Source organism: Nonomuraea spiralis, from assembly GCF_014648435.1.
GTDB lineage: Bacteria > Actinomycetota > Actinomycetes > Streptosporangiales > Streptosporangiaceae > Nonomuraea > Nonomuraea spiralis.
Genome location: NZ_BMRC01000012.1, coordinates 212,444 through 227,423, shown reverse-complemented (window position 1 = coordinate 227,423; position 14,980 = coordinate 212,444). Strand labels below are relative to the sequence as shown.

The 14,980-nt window shown below is 71.0% G+C and carries 17 protein-coding genes; 12 read left to right on the top strand and 5 right to left on the bottom strand.

The window, feature by feature from the left end:
- Nucleotides 1–13: 13 nt before the first annotated feature.
- Genes IEZ27_RS29175 through IEZ27_RS29160 form a run of 4 tightly spaced genes read right to left on the bottom strand, consistent with a single transcriptional unit; the run spans nt 14 to nt 4,161 of the window.
- Nucleotides 14–1,066, bottom strand: coding sequence for an ABC transporter ATP-binding protein (locus IEZ27_RS29175; RefSeq protein WP_189650174.1), 1,053 nt, complete (start codon nt 1,064–1,066; stop codon nt 14–16).
- Entirely contained in the window at nt 1,063–1,881 is an 819-nt protein-coding gene (locus tag IEZ27_RS29170) for a carbohydrate ABC transporter permease (RefSeq protein ID WP_125642634.1), read from the bottom strand. Before IEZ27_RS29170 ends, IEZ27_RS29175 begins: the two co-directional genes overlap by 4 nt.
- Complete coding sequence (locus IEZ27_RS29165) at nt 1,878–2,822, bottom strand: carbohydrate ABC transporter permease (protein WP_189650173.1); 945 nt, start codon at nt 2,820–2,822, stop codon at nt 1,878–1,880. The genes IEZ27_RS29170 and IEZ27_RS29165 overlap by 4 nt, the downstream gene beginning before the upstream one ends.
- Nucleotides 2,797–4,161 (bottom strand): extracellular solute-binding protein, encoded by a 1,365-nt coding sequence (locus tag IEZ27_RS29160; protein ID WP_221762512.1) that lies wholly within the window; start codon nt 4,159–4,161, stop codon nt 2,797–2,799. Before IEZ27_RS29160 ends, IEZ27_RS29165 begins: the two co-directional genes overlap by 26 nt.
- A 170-nt stretch (nt 4,162–4,331) precedes the next feature.
- Here IEZ27_RS29160 and prcB point away from each other — a divergent pair, with 170 nt between their 5' ends.
- The 8 genes from prcB (at nt 4,332) to IEZ27_RS29120 (ending at nt 11,401) form a co-directional block, all read left to right on the top strand.
- The gene (gene prcB / locus IEZ27_RS29155; RefSeq protein ID WP_229824444.1) at nt 4,332–5,180 is read left to right on the top strand and encodes a proteasome subunit beta; all 849 of its coding nucleotides are present in this window, start codon (nt 4,332–4,334) and stop codon (nt 5,178–5,180) included.
- 21 nt (nt 5,181–5,201) lie between these two features.
- Nucleotides 5,202–6,044, top strand: a complete 843-nt coding sequence (prcA, locus tag IEZ27_RS29150; protein WP_189650171.1) for a proteasome subunit alpha — start codon at nt 5,202–5,204, stop codon at nt 6,042–6,044.
- A 149-nt stretch (nt 6,045–6,193) separates the two neighbouring features.
- Nucleotides 6,194–6,724, top strand: coding sequence for a hypothetical protein (locus IEZ27_RS29145; RefSeq protein WP_229824443.1), 531 nt, complete (start codon nt 6,194–6,196; stop codon nt 6,722–6,724).
- 134 nt (nt 6,725–6,858) lie between these two features.
- A complete protein-coding gene (pafA, locus tag IEZ27_RS29140; protein WP_189650170.1) occupies nt 6,859–8,217 on the top strand; it encodes a Pup--protein ligase in 1,359 nt (452 codons plus the stop codon).
- Between the two features lie 87 nt (nt 8,218–8,304).
- Nucleotides 8,305–9,246: an FKBP-type peptidyl-prolyl cis-trans isomerase gene (locus IEZ27_RS29135; protein ID WP_189650169.1), complete on the top strand. Its 942-nt coding sequence runs from the start codon at nt 8,305–8,307 to the stop codon at nt 9,244–9,246.
- A gap of 79 nt (nt 9,247–9,325) precedes the next feature.
- Nucleotides 9,326–10,225, top strand: a complete 900-nt coding sequence (locus IEZ27_RS29130; RefSeq protein WP_189650168.1) for an FKBP-type peptidyl-prolyl cis-trans isomerase — start codon at nt 9,326–9,328, stop codon at nt 10,223–10,225.
- A 19-nt stretch (nt 10,226–10,244) separates the two neighbouring features.
- Complete coding sequence (locus IEZ27_RS29125; RefSeq protein WP_189650167.1) at nt 10,245–10,889, top strand: helix-turn-helix transcriptional regulator; 645 nt, start codon at nt 10,245–10,247, stop codon at nt 10,887–10,889.
- Nucleotides 10,890–10,921: 32 nt separating this feature from the next.
- Complete coding sequence (locus IEZ27_RS29120) at nt 10,922–11,401, top strand: DUF3291 domain-containing protein (RefSeq protein WP_189650166.1); 480 nt, start codon at nt 10,922–10,924, stop codon at nt 11,399–11,401.
- Here IEZ27_RS29120 and IEZ27_RS29115 read toward each other — a convergent pair.
- Nucleotides 11,347–12,414: a DUF3866 family protein gene (locus IEZ27_RS29115; protein WP_125642662.1), complete on the bottom strand. Its 1,068-nt coding sequence runs from the start codon at nt 12,412–12,414 to the stop codon at nt 11,347–11,349. The two genes, IEZ27_RS29120 and IEZ27_RS29115, sit on opposite strands and share 55 nt — an antisense overlap.
- 38 nt (nt 12,415–12,452) lie before the next feature.
- On the opposite strand from IEZ27_RS29115, the gene IEZ27_RS29110 reads away from it, so the two are divergent.
- The 4 genes from IEZ27_RS29110 to tatA are packed head-to-tail and all read left to right on the top strand — an operon-like array spanning nt 12,453 to nt 14,968.
- A complete protein-coding gene (locus IEZ27_RS29110; protein ID WP_189650165.1) occupies nt 12,453–13,415 on the top strand; it encodes a helix-turn-helix transcriptional regulator in 963 nt (320 codons plus the stop codon).
- Nucleotides 13,412–14,383 carry a helix-turn-helix transcriptional regulator gene (locus IEZ27_RS29105; RefSeq protein ID WP_189650164.1) on the top strand — a complete coding sequence of 324 codons (972 nt, stop codon included), beginning with the start codon at nt 13,412–13,414 and terminating at the stop codon, nt 14,381–14,383. The genes IEZ27_RS29110 and IEZ27_RS29105 overlap by 4 nt, the downstream gene beginning before the upstream one ends.
- Nucleotides 14,380–14,598 carry a hypothetical protein gene (locus IEZ27_RS29100; protein WP_189650163.1) on the top strand — a complete coding sequence of 73 codons (219 nt, stop codon included), beginning with the start codon at nt 14,380–14,382 and terminating at the stop codon, nt 14,596–14,598. Before IEZ27_RS29105 ends, IEZ27_RS29100 begins: the two co-directional genes overlap by 4 nt.
- 13 nt (nt 14,599–14,611) lie before the next feature.
- Nucleotides 14,612–14,968, top strand: a complete 357-nt coding sequence (tatA, locus tag IEZ27_RS29095; protein ID WP_189650162.1) for a Sec-independent protein translocase subunit TatA — start codon at nt 14,612–14,614, stop codon at nt 14,966–14,968.
- Nucleotides 14,969–14,980 lie beyond the last annotated feature (12 nt).

Sequence of the window (14,980 nt, the reverse complement as noted above, 5' to 3'; positions counted from 1 at the left end):
ATCCAGTATGCGGTCAGGGTGACAGGAGCCGGTCGTCGCGGTAGACGAGGGCGCGGCGGGGCACCGCCCAGCGGGAGGCGCCGAGCGGCGGCTCCTCGCCCTCGGGCACCACGGCCTGGATGAGCCCGCCGGGGGATTCGAGGGTGATGAGGGTGTGGGTGCCCATGTTCTCCAGCACGGAGACGACGCCGGGGAAGGCGTCCGGGCGCTCGGCGGCGGACAGGTCCATGTACTCGGGGCGTACGCCGTAGGTGACGGCGGCCCCGTCGTCCGGGGTCAGGCCGGAGGGCAGCGGGAGCAGGGCGCCGGCCACCTTGAGCCCGGACTCGGTGGCCTGGGCGGGCAGCAGGTTCATCGGGGTGGAGCCGATGAAGGAGGCCACGAACGTGGTCGCCGGCCGGTGGAAGATCTCGGCGGGGGTGCCGACCTGGATCATGGAGCCCTTGGACATCACCGCGATGCGGTCGGCGAGCGCGAGCGCCTCGGCCTGGTCGTGGGTGACGAACACGGTCGTGACGGCCAGTTCGCGCTGCAGCCGCTTGAGGAAGGTACGGGCCTCCAGGCGCAGCCGGGCGTCGAGGTTGGACAGCGGCTCGTCGAACAGGAACGCGGCCGGATGGCAGGCGATGGCCCGGGCCAGCGCGACCCGCTGCTGCTGACCGCCGGACAGCTCGGCGGGACGCCGCAGCAGCAGTTCGGTGAGACTGAGCCGGGCGGCGACCTCGGCGGCCTTCTCCACCCGCCGGGCACGCGGGACCTTCTTGATGCGCAGCGGGTAGGCGATGTTGGCGGTGACGTCCATGTGGGGGAAGATCGCGTAGTCCTGGAAGACCATGGCGACGTCGCGCTCGCCCGGCGCCAGCGCGGTCACGTCCTTGCCGTCGATGGCGACGGTCCCGGACGTGGGGCTCTCCAGGCCCGCGATGGTGCGCAGGAGAGTGGTCTTCCCGCAGCCGGAGGGGCCGAGGAGGGCGAAGAACTCACCGTCCTCGACGGTGAGCGCGAGGTCGTCGAGCGCGCGTACGCCCCCAGGGAACACCTTGGTCAGGCCGTGCAGGGAGATCACCGCTTGATTCCTCCGTGGAAGCGGAAGCCGTACCGCTGGGAGACGAACAGGTACATGAGGACCACCGGCAGGGAGTACAGCAGGGAGAAGGCGGAGATGAGGTCGAGCCGGGGCGCGCCGCCCTCGGTGTAGAGGGTGTAGAGGATGATCGAGCCGGGCGCCTTCTCGGGATCGCGCAGCAGGATGAACTGGAACAGGAAGCCGCCCCACACGCTGGCCAGCGCCCATACGGCGATGGTGGCCAGGCCGGGCCGTACGAGCGGGACCACGATGTGCCGCAGGATCTGCAGCGACGAGGCGCCGAAGACCCGGGCCGACTCCTCGTAGGAGGTGGGTGTCTCGTCCATGAAGTCCTTCAGGATGAAGATCGCGGCGGGCAGCAGGCCGGCCGAGACCACGAGGATGACGCCGAGATGGGTGTCGATGAGCCCGAGCCGGGTGGCCAGCTCGAAGATCGGCACCATCGCCGCGGTGCCGGTCACCACGGACGACAGCAGCAGGAGCAGGTAGAGCAGCGCGTCCCGGCCGGGCAGCCGGACGCGCGACAGGGCGTAGGCGGCCAGCGCCGACAGCACGACGACCAGCACCGCGGCCCCGCCGCCCTGGATGAGGGAGTTGCGGATCGAGCCCAGCGCGTACGGGTTGTCCAGGATGGCGGCGAAGTTGCGCAGCGTGAACTCGGGGATCGACGTGGTGATCGTCGGTGTGTCGTCGAACGGCGCGCTGGCCAGCCAGAGCATCGGCAGCGCGAAGAAGGCCAGGACGACGGCGACGAAGACGGTGGCGGCCAGCCGCCCGAGCGTGTGGCGGATCATGCGGGCGGTCCTCCGGCGGCGGCGACCTCGGCGACCTCGGTGACCTTTCGGGCGCGGCGGCGTCCGCGCAGCAGCCGCAGGTAGGCCAGGGCGAAGACGAGGTTGATCAGCAGGATGAGGAAGGAGATCGCGGCCCCGACGCCGAGCTGGCCGTCGTGGAGTGCGACGCGGTAGACGTACACGGGCAGGATCTCCGAGCGGCCCTCGGGGCCGCCGCCGGTCAGCACGAACGGCGTGAAGTCGTTGAACGTCCACAGGCTGATCAGCAGCAGGTTCGTCAGGACGTGCCGCCTGATCGTCGGCAGGACGACGTCGCGCAGCTGCTGCGGCACGCTCGCCCCCGCCAGCCGGGCGGTCTCCAGGTGGGAGGGCGGCACGTTCTCCAGGGCGGCCGAGTAGAGCATCATCGAGAACGCGGTGCCGCGCCACACGTTGAACACGATGATCGACAGCAGCGGGTAGTCGAGCAGCCAGGCGAACCCGGGCGTGTGCAGCAGCGCGTTGAGCGTGCCGTCGTCGCGGTCGAGCAGCGCGAACCACAACATGCCGACCACGGTGCTCGGCAGGATCCACGACAGCAGCACCGCGCCCTCGACGATCCTGCGCAGCGGCCCGGTACGGGTGCGCAGGATCCAGGCCAGCGCGAACCCCAGCCCCGCCTGCCCGATGACGGCCGAGCCGCCGACGTACAGCAGGGTGAGCCACAACGAGGACAGGAAACGCGGGTCGGCCAGCGCCGCGGTGTAGTTGCCGAGGCCGACGACCTGGGGGTCGGCGGCGGCCAGACCGGTGAGCCGGTAGTCGGTCAGGCCGAGGTAGATGGTCCACAGAGCCGGGAAGAGCAGGAAGACGCCGATCAGGACCAGGGCGGGCAGGACGAACGCGACCGCCCTGCCCCGGCCCAGCCCCGCGGCGTCAGCCGCCGACGTTGGCCGCGCCACCAACCAGTCCCTCCAGCTTGCCCTGGTACGCCGCGGCCGCCTCGTCGGCGCTCTTACCGCTGACCACGGCCGCCGTCGCCTCCTGCAACGCGGTCGAGACCTGCGGGTAGACGGCCAGGCCCGGCCGGTAGGCGGTGATCGGCAGCACCTCGTCGGCCACGTACTTGAGCATGGGGTCGGCGGTCAGCACCTCTTCGTTGACGTCGGTACGTGAGCTGATCCGGGCCTGCCCCGCCAGCTGCGACTTGGTCGCGGCGGCCGAGTGCATGAAGGCCAGCAGCTCCCAGGCCAGCTTGGGGTTCTTGGAGAAGGGGTTGAGCACGCGTACGGCGCCGCCGGACATGCTGACGAAGTTCTGGCCGCGGATGCCGCCCCCGGGCTGTCTGGCCGGGATCTTGGCGTAGCCGACGACCTGGTCGCGGTCGGGCATGGGGGCGACCCCGGCCTTGGGCTCGATGACCGAACGCCAGAAGTAGTCGCTCTCGGCCAGGATGGCGATCTTGCCGGCCGCGAACTGGGCGAAGGACTTGTCGCGGCCCTTGGCCTCCTGCTGGAGCTTGGGGTCGCCGAGGCCGCTGCCGCCGTAGATCTGCTGGTAGAAGGCCAGGACGTCCTTGACGGCCTGGGAGGCGCCAGCCCACTTGCCCGCGCTGTAGACCTCCGACCCGGCGCCGGCCAGCAGGGGGAGCACGCCCTGCATGGTGGTGGCCTCGCCCATGGCGGTGCCGGCGTTGATCTGGATGGGCGTGGGCACGCCGGACGCCTTGAGCTTGGTCCCGGCGTCGATGATCTGCTGCCAGCTCTCCGGCTGCCAGGTCTCGGGCAGCCCGGCCTTCTTGAACAGGGTCTTGTTGTAGAACAGCACGCGGCCGTCGGTGCCCTGGGGCAGGCCGTACTTCTTGCCGTCGAAGATGCCGAGGCCCTGGACGGCCTGCGGGATCTGCGACCAGCCCTCCCACTGCTCGACGCCGGCGCCGCCGACCTCGGTGAGCGGCTTGACGTAGCCGGCCTGGGCGAACTCGCCGACCCAGATGCCGTCCAGGTCGATGACGTCGGCCCCGGTCTTGGACTTGAGGTCGAGAGCGATCTTGGTTTTGTACTGTTCGTCGTCGACGCCGTTGCCCTGGAAGAGCACCTTGACGTTCTGATGGGTCTTCTCGAACTCGGGGATGACCCACTTCTTGATCCAGGCGGCGGACTCGGAGTTCTTGCCGCCCTCGATGGAGTTGGCGGTGATGGTGAGGGTGATGCTGCCCCCGGACTGGGTGCCGGAGCCGCAGGAGGTGAGCGCCAGGACGGCGGCGGCCGCGACGAGCGCGGGCCGGCTGGGGAGTCGCAAGTCGGCCTCCTGTTCAGGACGTGCAGACATACCGACAATCGCACGGGGTGTGGCGGGCGTAAAGAAACGATCTGATGAACGGTTCGCCGTGAGCTGATCGTGGGAAGTGCAGACAGCGACGCAACATGAGTAGGGTCGGCCTAGAGACACTGATGTTGGGAGGGAGTCGCGTGGCATCGAACAGGGATCTGCCCGCCGGCTTGGTGGACCAGCTTTTCCGAAACTCCGGAAACTCCTCGTTCACGGAGCTCGTCAGCTCTTATGCACCCGAGTTGCTGCCGCAGCGTTACCAGGCGCTGGCCACTCCGATCGGCGACCAGGTTCCACACGCGACCACGATCGTGGCCGCCACCTTCGCCGGCGGCGTGGTGATGGCGGGCGACCGGCGGGCCACCTCGGGGAACATCATCTCGCAGCGTGACGTGGAGAAGGTGTTCCGCGCCGACGACTATTCGTGCATGGGCATCGCCGGCACGGCCAGCACCGGCATCGAGATGGCCCGGCTCTACCGTGTCGAGCTGGAGCACTACGAGAAGATGGAAGGCCGCACGCTCTCGGTGGCGGGCAAGGCCAACCGGCTGGCCACCATGATCCGCGGCAATCTGGGCATGGCGATGCAGGGTCTGGTGGTGGTGCCGCTGTTCGCGGCCTACGACCCCGACCGCGACGAGGGCCGCATCTTCAGTTATGACGTGGCGGGCGGCCCGTACGAGCGTGACAGGTACGACGCCATCGGCTCCGGCTCGATCTTCGCGCGCGGCTCGCTGAAGAAGCTCTACCGCGACGGCGCCTCGGCCGACGACATGGTGATGACGGTGATCCAGGCCCTCTACGACGCGGCCGACGACGACTCGGCGACGGGCGGGCCCGACGTGTCGCGGAAGATCTGGCCGATCGTGTCGGTGATCGACGCCGACGGTTTCCGCAGGCTGACCGACCAGCAGGTGGCCACCCAGGTCGAACAGATGCTGGAGGCCCGGATGATCTCGCCCGACGGCCCCATCGCCCCGCTGCGCTAGAAAGGACCACTGCACGTGTCCATGCCTTTTGGATATGCGTCCCCTGAGCAGATCATGCGGGACAAGGCCGACTATGCGCGCAAGGGCATCGCGCGGGGCCGGTCGGTCGTCGTGCTCCAGTACGTCGACGGCATCCTGTTCGTGGCGCCCAACCCGTCGCGGGCGCTGCACAAGATCAGTGAGATCTACGACCGCATCGGGTTCGCCGCCGTCGGGCGCTACAACGAGTTCGAGGAGCTGCGCCTCGGCGGCATCCGCTACGCCGACATCAACGGCTACACCTACGACCGCTCCGACGTGACCGGCCGCGGGCTCGCCAACCTCTACGCCTCCAACCTGGGCCGCATCTTCACCGAGTCGATCAAGTCGCTGGAGGTGGAGGTCGTCGTCGCCGAGGTCGGCGACAACCGCGACGGCGACGCCATCTACCGGCTGACCTTCGACGGTTCGGTCTTCGACGAGCACGGCTTCGCGGCCATGGGCGGCCAGGCCGACGCCGTGGCCGGGCGGCTGAAGGAGCGCTACCGCGAGTCGATGTCGCTGGCCGACGCGCTGGAGGTGGCGCTGGCCGCGCTCACCGAGCCGGGCGGCGAGCGTCCGCCGCTGGCGCAGCTGGAGGTTGCGGTGCTCGACCGCAACCGCGAGCACCGCAAGTTCCTGCGGCTCACGGGCGCCCGCCTGGAGCGCCTGCTCGCCCAGACGACGACGTCCGCGACCCCGCCGGCCACTCCGCCCGCGACCCCGCCGACCGGCCCCGATGCGGAGCCGCCCGCCACGCCTCCCACGGCGCCCCCGTCCGCGCCTCCTACGGGCCCGCCCACGGGCCCTGAGGGCGACGTGGACGACGGGTCAGGGCCGCTGTAAGGCCATAAGGCACCCGAACAGGGCGAGGGCCGCCACGGCGGCCCTCGCCCTGTTCCGTCGTGACCCCCTGGACACGCAGGGCGACGAGTGTGACCTGTCTCACTCGCGCGCCGGCGAACCGAGGCGGGCGCCAGAGGATCTCAGCAAGCGTGAACACTGTGATGCGCACCCTCCTCGCCGGCGGCACCGCCGCCGCCGCGCTGCTGACGACCGGCGTCGCCGCCCACGCCGGCACCACCGCGGCCTACCCGGCGTACAAGAAGCCCGCGATCTTCGGTACGAGCTTCCAGGCCGACCCCGGCCACGACTTCACCAAGGGCATCCACTCCCGCCGCAACGGCATCCTGCGCGGCTGGATCACCCACGTGCGCGGCACCACCGCCGAGTACGAGCCGATCAAGTGGAAGCGGGCCGTGGAGACCGAGGGCTACTTCGTCGGACCGCCCGAGGGCGACGTGACCGCCTACGCCTCCCCGATCGCCAAGGACGTCGTCTTCCTGTCGGCCTACGGCTGCAAGCCGACGATGACCGCCATGACCGTCGACCGCAAGACCGGCCTGGGCGCCAAGCGCTGCGACATGTCCGTCCTGGTCAAGCGGCACGCCAAGCAGCGGCAGCCGTCCCTCATCACGGTGTACCAGGGCAAGATCGTCAAGGTTCAGGAGATCTACACCCCGTGACCCGGTTCCGCGCTTCGCGGGGGCGGGCGCGGACCTGGTAAAGCCCGCTGGAAAATCCGGCAAACGGGACGTGCGCCGGAAAACACCTGCGAAGATCTCTCCCGCTCGCCGATCCGTGGGCATAGTGTGAGGTGATGGATCGTCGCATCTTCGGGCTGGAGAACGAGTACGGCGTGACCTGCACGTTCAGGGGACAGCGCAGGCTGTCCCCCGACGAGGTCGCGCGCTACCTGTTCCGGCGGGTCGTGTCCTGGGGCCGATCGAGCAACGTCTTCCTCCGCAACGGCGCACGTCTCTATCTCGACGTGGGCAGCCATCCTGAGTACGCAACACCCGAGTGTGACAACGTCATCGAACTCGTCACGCATGACAAGGCGGGCGAGCGCATCCTTGAGGGCCTTCTCGTCGACGCCGAGAAACGCCTGCGCGAAGAGGGCATCGCGGGTGACATCTATCTGTTCAAGAACAACACCGACTCGGCCGGCAACTCCTACGGCTGCCACGAGAACTACCTGGTGGGCCGCCACGGAGAGTTCGGCCGCCTGGCCGACGTGCTGATCCCGTTCCTGGTGACGCGGCAGATCGTGTGCGGCGCGGGCAAGGTGCTCCAGACGCCGCGCGGCGCCGTCTACTGCGTCTCGCAGCGGGCCGAGCACATCTGGGAGGGCGTCTCCAGCGCCACCACCCGTTCGCGGCCGATCATCAACACCCGCGACGAGCCGCACGCCGACGCCGAGCGTTTCCGCCGCCTGCACGTCATCGTCGGCGACTCCAACATGAGCGAGACCACGATGCTCCTCAAGGTCGGCGCGACCGACCTGGTGCTGCGCATGATCGAGGCCGGCACGGTGATGCGCGACCTGTCCCTGGAGAACCCGATCAGGGCCATCCGCGAGGTCTCCCACGACATGACCGGCCGCCGCCGGGTGCGCCTGGCCAACGGCCGTGAGGCCAGCAGCCTGGAGATCCAGCAGGAATACCTGTCCAAGGCCCAGGACTTCGTCGACCGGCGCGGCGGCGACGCCATCACCCACCGGGTGCTGGAGTTGTGGGAGCGCACGCTGCGCGCGGTCGAGACCGGCGACCTCGACCTGGTCTCGCGCGAGATCGACTGGGTCACGAAATACCAGCTCATCGAGCGCTACCGCAGGAAGTACGACCTGCCGCTGTCCTCGCCCCGGGTGGCCCAGCTCGACCTGGCCTACCACGACGTCCACCGCAAGCGCGGCCTGTTCTACCTGCTGCAGAAGCGCGGCTCGGTGGAGCGGGTGGCCTCCGACCTGAAGATCTTCGAGGCCAAGTCGGTGCCGCCGCAGACGACCAGGGCGCGCCTGCGCGGCGAGTTCATCCGCAAGGCGCAGGAGAAGCGGCGCGACTTCACCGTCGACTGGGTGCACCTGAAGCTCAACGACCAGGCCCAGCGCACGGTGTTGTGCAAGGACCCGTTCCGCAGCGTGGACGAGCGGGTGGACAAGCTCATCGCGGGCATGTGAGGCACGGCCGGGGCGTGGTGTTTACCCCGGCCCTACCTCGAAGTCAGGTAAGGTGACGCGAATCTGACGTCTTTCCGAGGGAAATCCATGCGCCGCGCTCTGGCCGTACTGGCAGCCGTGCCTTTGATCTTCTTCGCCGCCGCGTGCGGCGACTCCGACGCCGGGGCGAACGGAGGCGCCGCCACCAGCACCGGCGGCTCGGCCGGGCTCAAGGTCACCGGGAACATGGGCGCCAAGCCCACGGTGACCTTCCCCGCCGGCTCGCCCGCGACGAAGTCCTCCTATGAGGTGATCCAGCAGGGCACCGGCCCGGAGGTCAAGTCGGGCGACAAGCTGATCGTCAACCTGACCGTCTACAACTGGGACGGCAAGGGCAACGCGATCCAGGGCTCCTCCTACGACACCAAGCAGCCCGAGACCGTCCCGGTCAACGAGCAGCTCCCGCAGGTGCTCCAGGAGGGCTTCACCAAGGTCAAGCACGGCGGCCGGCTGCTGGCCGTGCTGGCCAACGACTCGGTGCCGCAGGGGCAGGCCACGGCCGGCGCCGAGCCGACGAAGGTGTTCGTGCTCGACGTGGTCGGCGCCCGGCCAGCCGCGCTGAAGGCGGCCACCGGCAAGGAGACCGGCGAGAGCCTCAAGGGCGTCAAGGTCGTCAGCCCCGGCGGCGACAAGGCCCCGACGCTGACTACCAAGACCGACGAGAAGCCGTCCAAGGAGCTCGTGGTCAAGACCCTGATCCAGGGCACGGGCGCCAAGGTGCTGCCCACCCAGACGCTCTCGGTCCACTACACGGGCAAGATCTGGGGCACCGACAAGCAGTTCGACTCCAGCTGGGAGCGCGGCCAGCCGGCCGATTTCCCGCTCGCCAACGTCATCCAGGGCTGGCAGAAGGGCCTGGCCGGGGTGCCGGTCGGCAGCCGGGTCGTCATGAGCATCCCGCCGGACCTCGGCTACGGCGACCAGGCCCAGGACAACATCCCCGCCAAGAGCACGCTGGTGTTCGTGGTGGACGTGCTGGCGGCCTCCTGACGGCCGGTCTGACGACGCGGTAGCATCTCGTGGCCCGGTGGCGTCTCGCCGCCGGGCCGCTCCGTCGTGGGGAGGACCGATGCGCCGCCGTACGATCGTGCCGCCGCTGGTGTCGCTGCTCCTGCTGGCCGGGTGCACGAGCACGACGGCGGGCGACCTCGACCTCAAGGTGGGCGGCGCCTTCGGAGCCAGACCGGAGATCGTCTTCCCCGGCGGCAGACCCGCCGCCGACCTGCGGATCGATGAGCTGACCACGGGCAAGGGCTCCCGGCTCGGCGACGACGACGTGGCGATCGTCCAGTACACCGCCCACGTGTGGGACGGCCGGGACAACCGCCTGGTCGACTCCAGCTTCAACCGCGGCACCCCGGCGGCCTTCCCGGTGGGCGGGCTGCTGCCGGGGCTGGACCGGGCGCTGCGGGGCCGTACGGTGGGCAGCCGGGTGATCGCGGCCATCCCGCCCGAGCAGGGCTTCGGCACGAACCCGCCGCGCGGCATCGGCCCGGAGGACGACCTGTTCTACGTCGTGGACATCCTGGGCGCACACCACAAGGGCGCCTCGGTCGAGGGGCTCGGCGGGTCGCTGGAGGGCGTACGGGTGAGCGGCGGCGCCCGTCCGGAGGTGTCGATCCCGGACGCCGCGCCGCCGCACGGCTTCGAGTCGAGGGTGCTCGCGCGCGGCGACGGGAGCCCTGCACAGGCGGGGCAGCTCCTGGTCACCCAGTACGAGGGCACGATCTGGGAGCGGCGGCGGGTCTTCGACGCGACCTGGCCGGCCGGCCGCCCCAAGGCGTTCAAGATCGGCGACGGCACCGTGATCAAGGGCTGGGACAAGGCGCTGGTCGGGGTGCCGGTCGGCAGCCGGGTGCTGATGATCGTCCCGCCCGCCTACGGCTACGGCGCCCCGGGCCATCCCGCGTACGGGATCAAGGGCACCGACACCCTCGTGTTCGTCGTGGACGTCCTCGCCGCCTACTGAGCCTCCGTAGACTCCGGCTGTGAGCAGTGACGACCTCCAGGCACTCGGCCTGTTGCACGACCCCGTCCGCCGCAGCCTGTACGAGGCCGTGACGGCCGGCGGCGGCGACGTCGGCAGGGGCGAGGCCGCCGAGGCCGCGGGCGTGTCCAGGACGCTGGCCGGCCACCACCTGGACAAGCTCGTCGAGGCCGGCCTGCTGGAGAGCGGCTTTCGCGCCCCGGACAAGAAGGGGCCGGGCAGCGGCCGTCCGGCCAAGGTCTACCGCAGGGCCAGGGGCGAGCGGTCGGTCAGCCTGCCGCCGCGCGACTACGCCACCCCCGCCTCGGTGCTGGCCGGTGTCGTGGAGCTGCTGGGCGCCGAGGAGCAGGCCGAGGAGCTGGCCCGGGGGGCGGGCGCGCGCATCGGCAGGCGGCATCCTGGCGAGCCCGTGGACCGGGTGCTGCGCGGGCGCGGCTACGAGCCCTACGACGAGGGCGGCGCGCTGCGGCTGCGCAACTGCCCCTTCCACGCGCTGGCGCGGGAGCAGCCGCTACTGGTGTGCTCGATGAACCTGGCGCTGTGCCAGGGGCTGCTGGAGGGCATGGGCGAGAACCCGGGCCGGGCGCGGCTGGATCCGAGGCCGGGGGAGTGCTGCGTCTCCCTTTCTAAAACAAATGAAGATTGACATAGAAGGCGGAGTGGTGGTGTGCTGAGCCCATGCATCTGGCCCAGCTGAACGTCGCGCACCTGCGCGCGCCCATCGACGCCCCCGAGCTCGCCGAGTTCGTCGCCCTGCTCGAACCCGTCAACGCCGTCGCCGACGAGTCGCCCGGCTTCGTGTGGCGGCTGAAGGAGAGCGAGTCCGACCCGACCGCCACCGTGCTGCACGACTACGGCGACCACCTGCTGATCAACTTCTCGCTGTGGGAGTCACTGGAGACCCTGTGGGACTACGCCTACCGCAGCGTCCACCTGGGCGTGCTGCGCCGGCGCAGGGAGTGGTTCCTGCGCGCGGCCGAGCCGTACATGGTGATGTGGTGGGTGCCCGAGGGGCACATTCCCTCGCTGGCCGAGGGCATGGCACGGCTGGAACGCCTCAGGGCCGACGGTCCGGGCCCCGAGGCGTTCACGTTCAAGGACTCCTACGACAGCAGCGAGGCCGCCAGCCTGCCCGCCGCCGCCGAGGCCAGGAAGTAGGCCAGGTCCTCCTCCAGGCCCCTGCCCATGGTGGACAGCTTCACGGGAGCCGCGCGCAGCGCCTCGTGCAGGCCGTCCACGGGCACGGACACCAGGCGGTGCCGTACGGCCAGCAGCTCGGCCTGGTCGCGCACCCGCTCGCCGAACGCGCCGGGCAGTTCGGGCACCGCCACGTCGGCCGGCGACAGCGCGACCCGGCCGTAGGCGGTCAGCGAGTGGTGGGAGACGCCGACGTGCCGCTCGCGGGCGTCGCCCTCGCTGACCCGCAGCGCCGCCACCGGCCTGCCGCGCAGCACCCCGGCGGCGTTGACCGCCTCGCCCGCCGACACGCCCGAGAAGCCCCAGCGGGTGCCCGTGCCCAGGTTGCCGGGACCCTGGGCGACCACCGCCACGTCGGCCGCCAGCACGTGCCTGGCCGCCAGCAGCCCGGTGTGGACGGTGACCGCCTCGACGTCGCCGCCGAAGGACTGGCCCGTCGTCACGACCCCGGCCAGCCAGCCGGTCTCGCGCAGCCGGGCCGCCGACATCGAGAACCACGCGGGCAGCGCGCCGCCGTCCTGCATCACGTACGCGACCCGGACGCCGGGGGCGCCGTCGTACAGACCGGCGAGGATCGGGGCCAGCGCGGAATGCAGATCGGCCACGATCACCGGCATCCCCGCCAGGTCGTCGGCCTCGCTCAGAACCTCGTGGAACTCGGAATCCTGCTCGTCAGCGCCCAGGACCGTGGCCTGCAGCGGGGTGTATCGAGCCTTCACCAGGTGCCCCGGACCCTGCGGATCTTGCGGCAAACGGTTCGGGACGGCCACCACCATGGCGTAACCTCCCGTACCGAGACCCATCGCGAGTGCGGTCGTGTTGAGCAGCACCTCGTCACCGGGTTCCGGGCGGCCCACCAACGGGGGGTAGGCCAGTGCCCGGCACTCACCTTCGGGGACGGCGACATCCAGTTCCACCGCTCCCGGCCACTCGCGTCGGATCCGGACAACCTCGCCCTTGCGCCATCTGATCACGGGGGCAGGGTAGCGTCGATGAAGGAGGAGTGAGGCAGATGTCGCGCCGTAAGACCGAGCGGTTGCTGAATCTGGTGATCTGCCTGCTCGCCACCCGGCGCCCGCTGTCGGCCGAGCAGATCCGCCACGCGGTGCCCGGCTACGACCGGGACGGCGACGAGGCGTTCCAGCGCATGTTCGAACGCGACAAGAACGAGCTGCGCGAGATCGGCATCCCCATCGACGTCGTACGCGACCCGTGGGAGGACGAGCCGGGCTACCGGATCGAGCGCCAGTCGTACGAGCTGCCGGAGATCACCCTGGAGGCCGACGAGGCCGCCGTGCTCGGCCTGGCCGCGCAGGTGTGGCAGCGGGCCAGCCTGGCCGAGGCCGCCTCGGGGGCGCTGCTGAAGCTGCGCGCCGCCGGCGTGGCCACCCACGAGCCCGTCGGCGACCCGATCGGCGGCGGCGCGCTCGAACTGCGCGTCGACACCCGCGACCCGGCCTTCCCCGCCCTGTGGGACGCCGTACGCGACCGCCGCGTGGTGCGCTTCGACTACCGCGCCTCCGGCAGCGAGACCGTACGCGCCCGCACCGTCGAGCCCTGGGGCGTGGTCAGCCGGCGCGGACGCTGGTACCTGGCCGGGTTCGACCGCGACCGCGACGCGCCGCGCGCCTTCCGCCTCAGCCGCATCGCCGGCCAGGTCACCGCCGTCGGCCGCCCCGGCACGGTCGAGGTCCCCCACGGCGTCGACCTGCGGGCCATGGTCGGCTTCCCCGAGGAGCCCATGGACGAGCGCGTCGCGGTGATCCGGGTGCGCCAGGGCGCGTGCGAGGGGCTGCGCCAGCTCGCCAGGACCGTACGCCCGGGAGAGGGCGGCTGGGACGAGGCCGAGCTGGCCTTCACCGACCCCGAGCGCCTCGCGGGCTGGATGGCCAGCCTCGGCGGCGACGTCGAGGTGACCGGGCCGCCCGACGCCCGCGAGGCCGTCATCCGCAGACTGAAGGGAACCCTGGCATGAGCGGTTCGGCTGACCGGCTGCCCAGGCTGCTGTCGCTGGTGCCGTACCTGATGTCCCACCCGGGGGCGCAGGTCGGCGAGGTGGCCGAGGTGTTCGGGCTGAGCGAGAAGCAGCTCATCGACGACCTGCAGCTCGTGTGGATGTGCGGCCTGCCCGGCCACACCCCCGGCGACCTCATCGACGTCTCCTGGGACGGCGGCGAGATCCTCATCGACAACGCCGACACCATCGCCAGGCCCCTGCGGCTCGGCATCGACGAGGCCAGCGCGCTGCTGGTCGCGTTGCGGATGCTGGCCGCCACGCCCGAGCTGGCCGGGGTCCAGGCCGCCGGTGACGCGCTGTCGCGCGTGGTGGCCAAGCTGGAGCGCGCCGCGGGCGAGGGCGCGGCCACCGTCAGCAGCCAGGTCGCCTTCGACGTCGAGGCCGCCCCCGACGCGCTCGGCCGGGTGCGCGAGGGGCTGACCGCCCGGCGCCGGCTCTCGCTGCGCTACTACGTGCCGGGGCGCGACGAGGTCACCCCGCGCGAGGTCGACCCGACCCGGGTGGTGGTCGTCGACGGCCGCACGTACCTGGAGGGCTGGTGCTACCGGGCCGAGGCCATGCGGCTGTTCCGGCTCGACCGGGTGCTCGGCGTCGACGTGCTCGACGTGCCCGCCGACCCGCCCGCCGGGGCCGAGCCGATCGACGTCACCCAGGGCGTCTTCCGTCCCTCGCCGACCGACGAGCTGGTCGAGCTGGAGGTCAGCGCCGCCGGGCGGTGGGTGGCCGAGTACTACCCGTGCGAGGAGGTCGCCGAGCTGGGTGAAGGACGGCTGAAAATCACGTTGCGGGCGCGTGACGAGGAGTGGATCGTCAAGCTGGCGCTGCGGCTGGGCGACACCGGCCGGGTCGTCTCGCCGCCGCGGATGGCCGAGACCGTGCGCGAGGAGGCCGAGCGGGCCCTCGGCCTGTACGCTCAGCAGTCATGACGTGGATCTTCTTGGCCGCCGGGCTGATCCTGGCGGGGCTGGTGGTGCTCGGCGTGACCGGTGCCCGGGCCGCCGCCGCGGCGCGGGCGCTGAGCAGGGAGGTCGCCGCGGCGAAGTCGCGCCTGGAGTCGGAAATGCGCAGATTGACGTCTCAGGAGGATGAGACCACGGGCCTCGGGGGCGTACCATCGGGGCTGAAGACCGGCACTCGCTGATAAAGGACGTTTCATGTCGAACCTTGGAGTTCCCGAGCTCCTGATCATCGCAGGCGTGCTCGTCCTGCTGTTCGGTGCCAAGAAGCTGCCCGACGTGGCCAGAGGTGTCGGCAGGTCGCTGCGCATCTTCAAGTCGGAGACCGCCAAGCTCCGCGATGACGACGACGACACGCCCCACACCACCGTCCAGGCCCAGCCGGCCCAGGCTCCGGCTCCGGCCCCGCAGCAGCAGGCCGCGCCGCAGCCGATCAACGCCGCCCCCGCCCCGGCTCCCGCTCCCGCGCCGTCGGTCGAGGAGCAGGCCCGCCAGCTGGAGGAGCAGGCCGCCCGCCTGCGCGCCGGCGCCGCCCAGGCCGACAAGCAAGCCTGACCCCCGTTCCTC

What these genes read in the sequence shown, in the direction of transcription:
- IEZ27_RS29170 (WP_125642634.1), bottom strand. Translation starts at nt 1,881, where the DNA reads ATGATCCGCCACACGCTCGGGCGGCTGGCCGCCACCGTCTTCGTCGCC.
- prcA (WP_189650171.1), top strand. Translation starts at nt 5,202, where the DNA reads ATGCCTTTTGGATATGCGTCCCCTGAGCAGATCATGCGGGACAAGGCC.
- pafA (WP_189650170.1), top strand. Translation starts at nt 6,859, where the DNA reads ATGGATCGTCGCATCTTCGGGCTGGAGAACGAGTACGGCGTGACCTGC.
- IEZ27_RS29135 (WP_189650169.1), top strand. Translation starts at nt 8,305, where the DNA reads ATGCGCCGCGCTCTGGCCGTACTGGCAGCCGTGCCTTTGATCTTCTTC.
- IEZ27_RS29130 (WP_189650168.1), top strand. Translation starts at nt 9,326, where the DNA reads ATGCGCCGCCGTACGATCGTGCCGCCGCTGGTGTCGCTGCTCCTGCTG.
- IEZ27_RS29120 (WP_189650166.1), top strand. Translation starts at nt 10,922, where the DNA reads ATGCATCTGGCCCAGCTGAACGTCGCGCACCTGCGCGCGCCCATCGAC.
- IEZ27_RS29110 (WP_189650165.1), top strand. Translation starts at nt 12,453, where the DNA reads ATGTCGCGCCGTAAGACCGAGCGGTTGCTGAATCTGGTGATCTGCCTG.
- IEZ27_RS29105 (WP_189650164.1), top strand. Translation starts at nt 13,412, where the DNA reads ATGAGCGGTTCGGCTGACCGGCTGCCCAGGCTGCTGTCGCTGGTGCCG.
- IEZ27_RS29100 (WP_189650163.1), top strand. Translation starts at nt 14,380, where the DNA reads ATGACGTGGATCTTCTTGGCCGCCGGGCTGATCCTGGCGGGGCTGGTG.
- tatA (WP_189650162.1), top strand. Translation starts at nt 14,612, where the DNA reads ATGTCGAACCTTGGAGTTCCCGAGCTCCTGATCATCGCAGGCGTGCTC.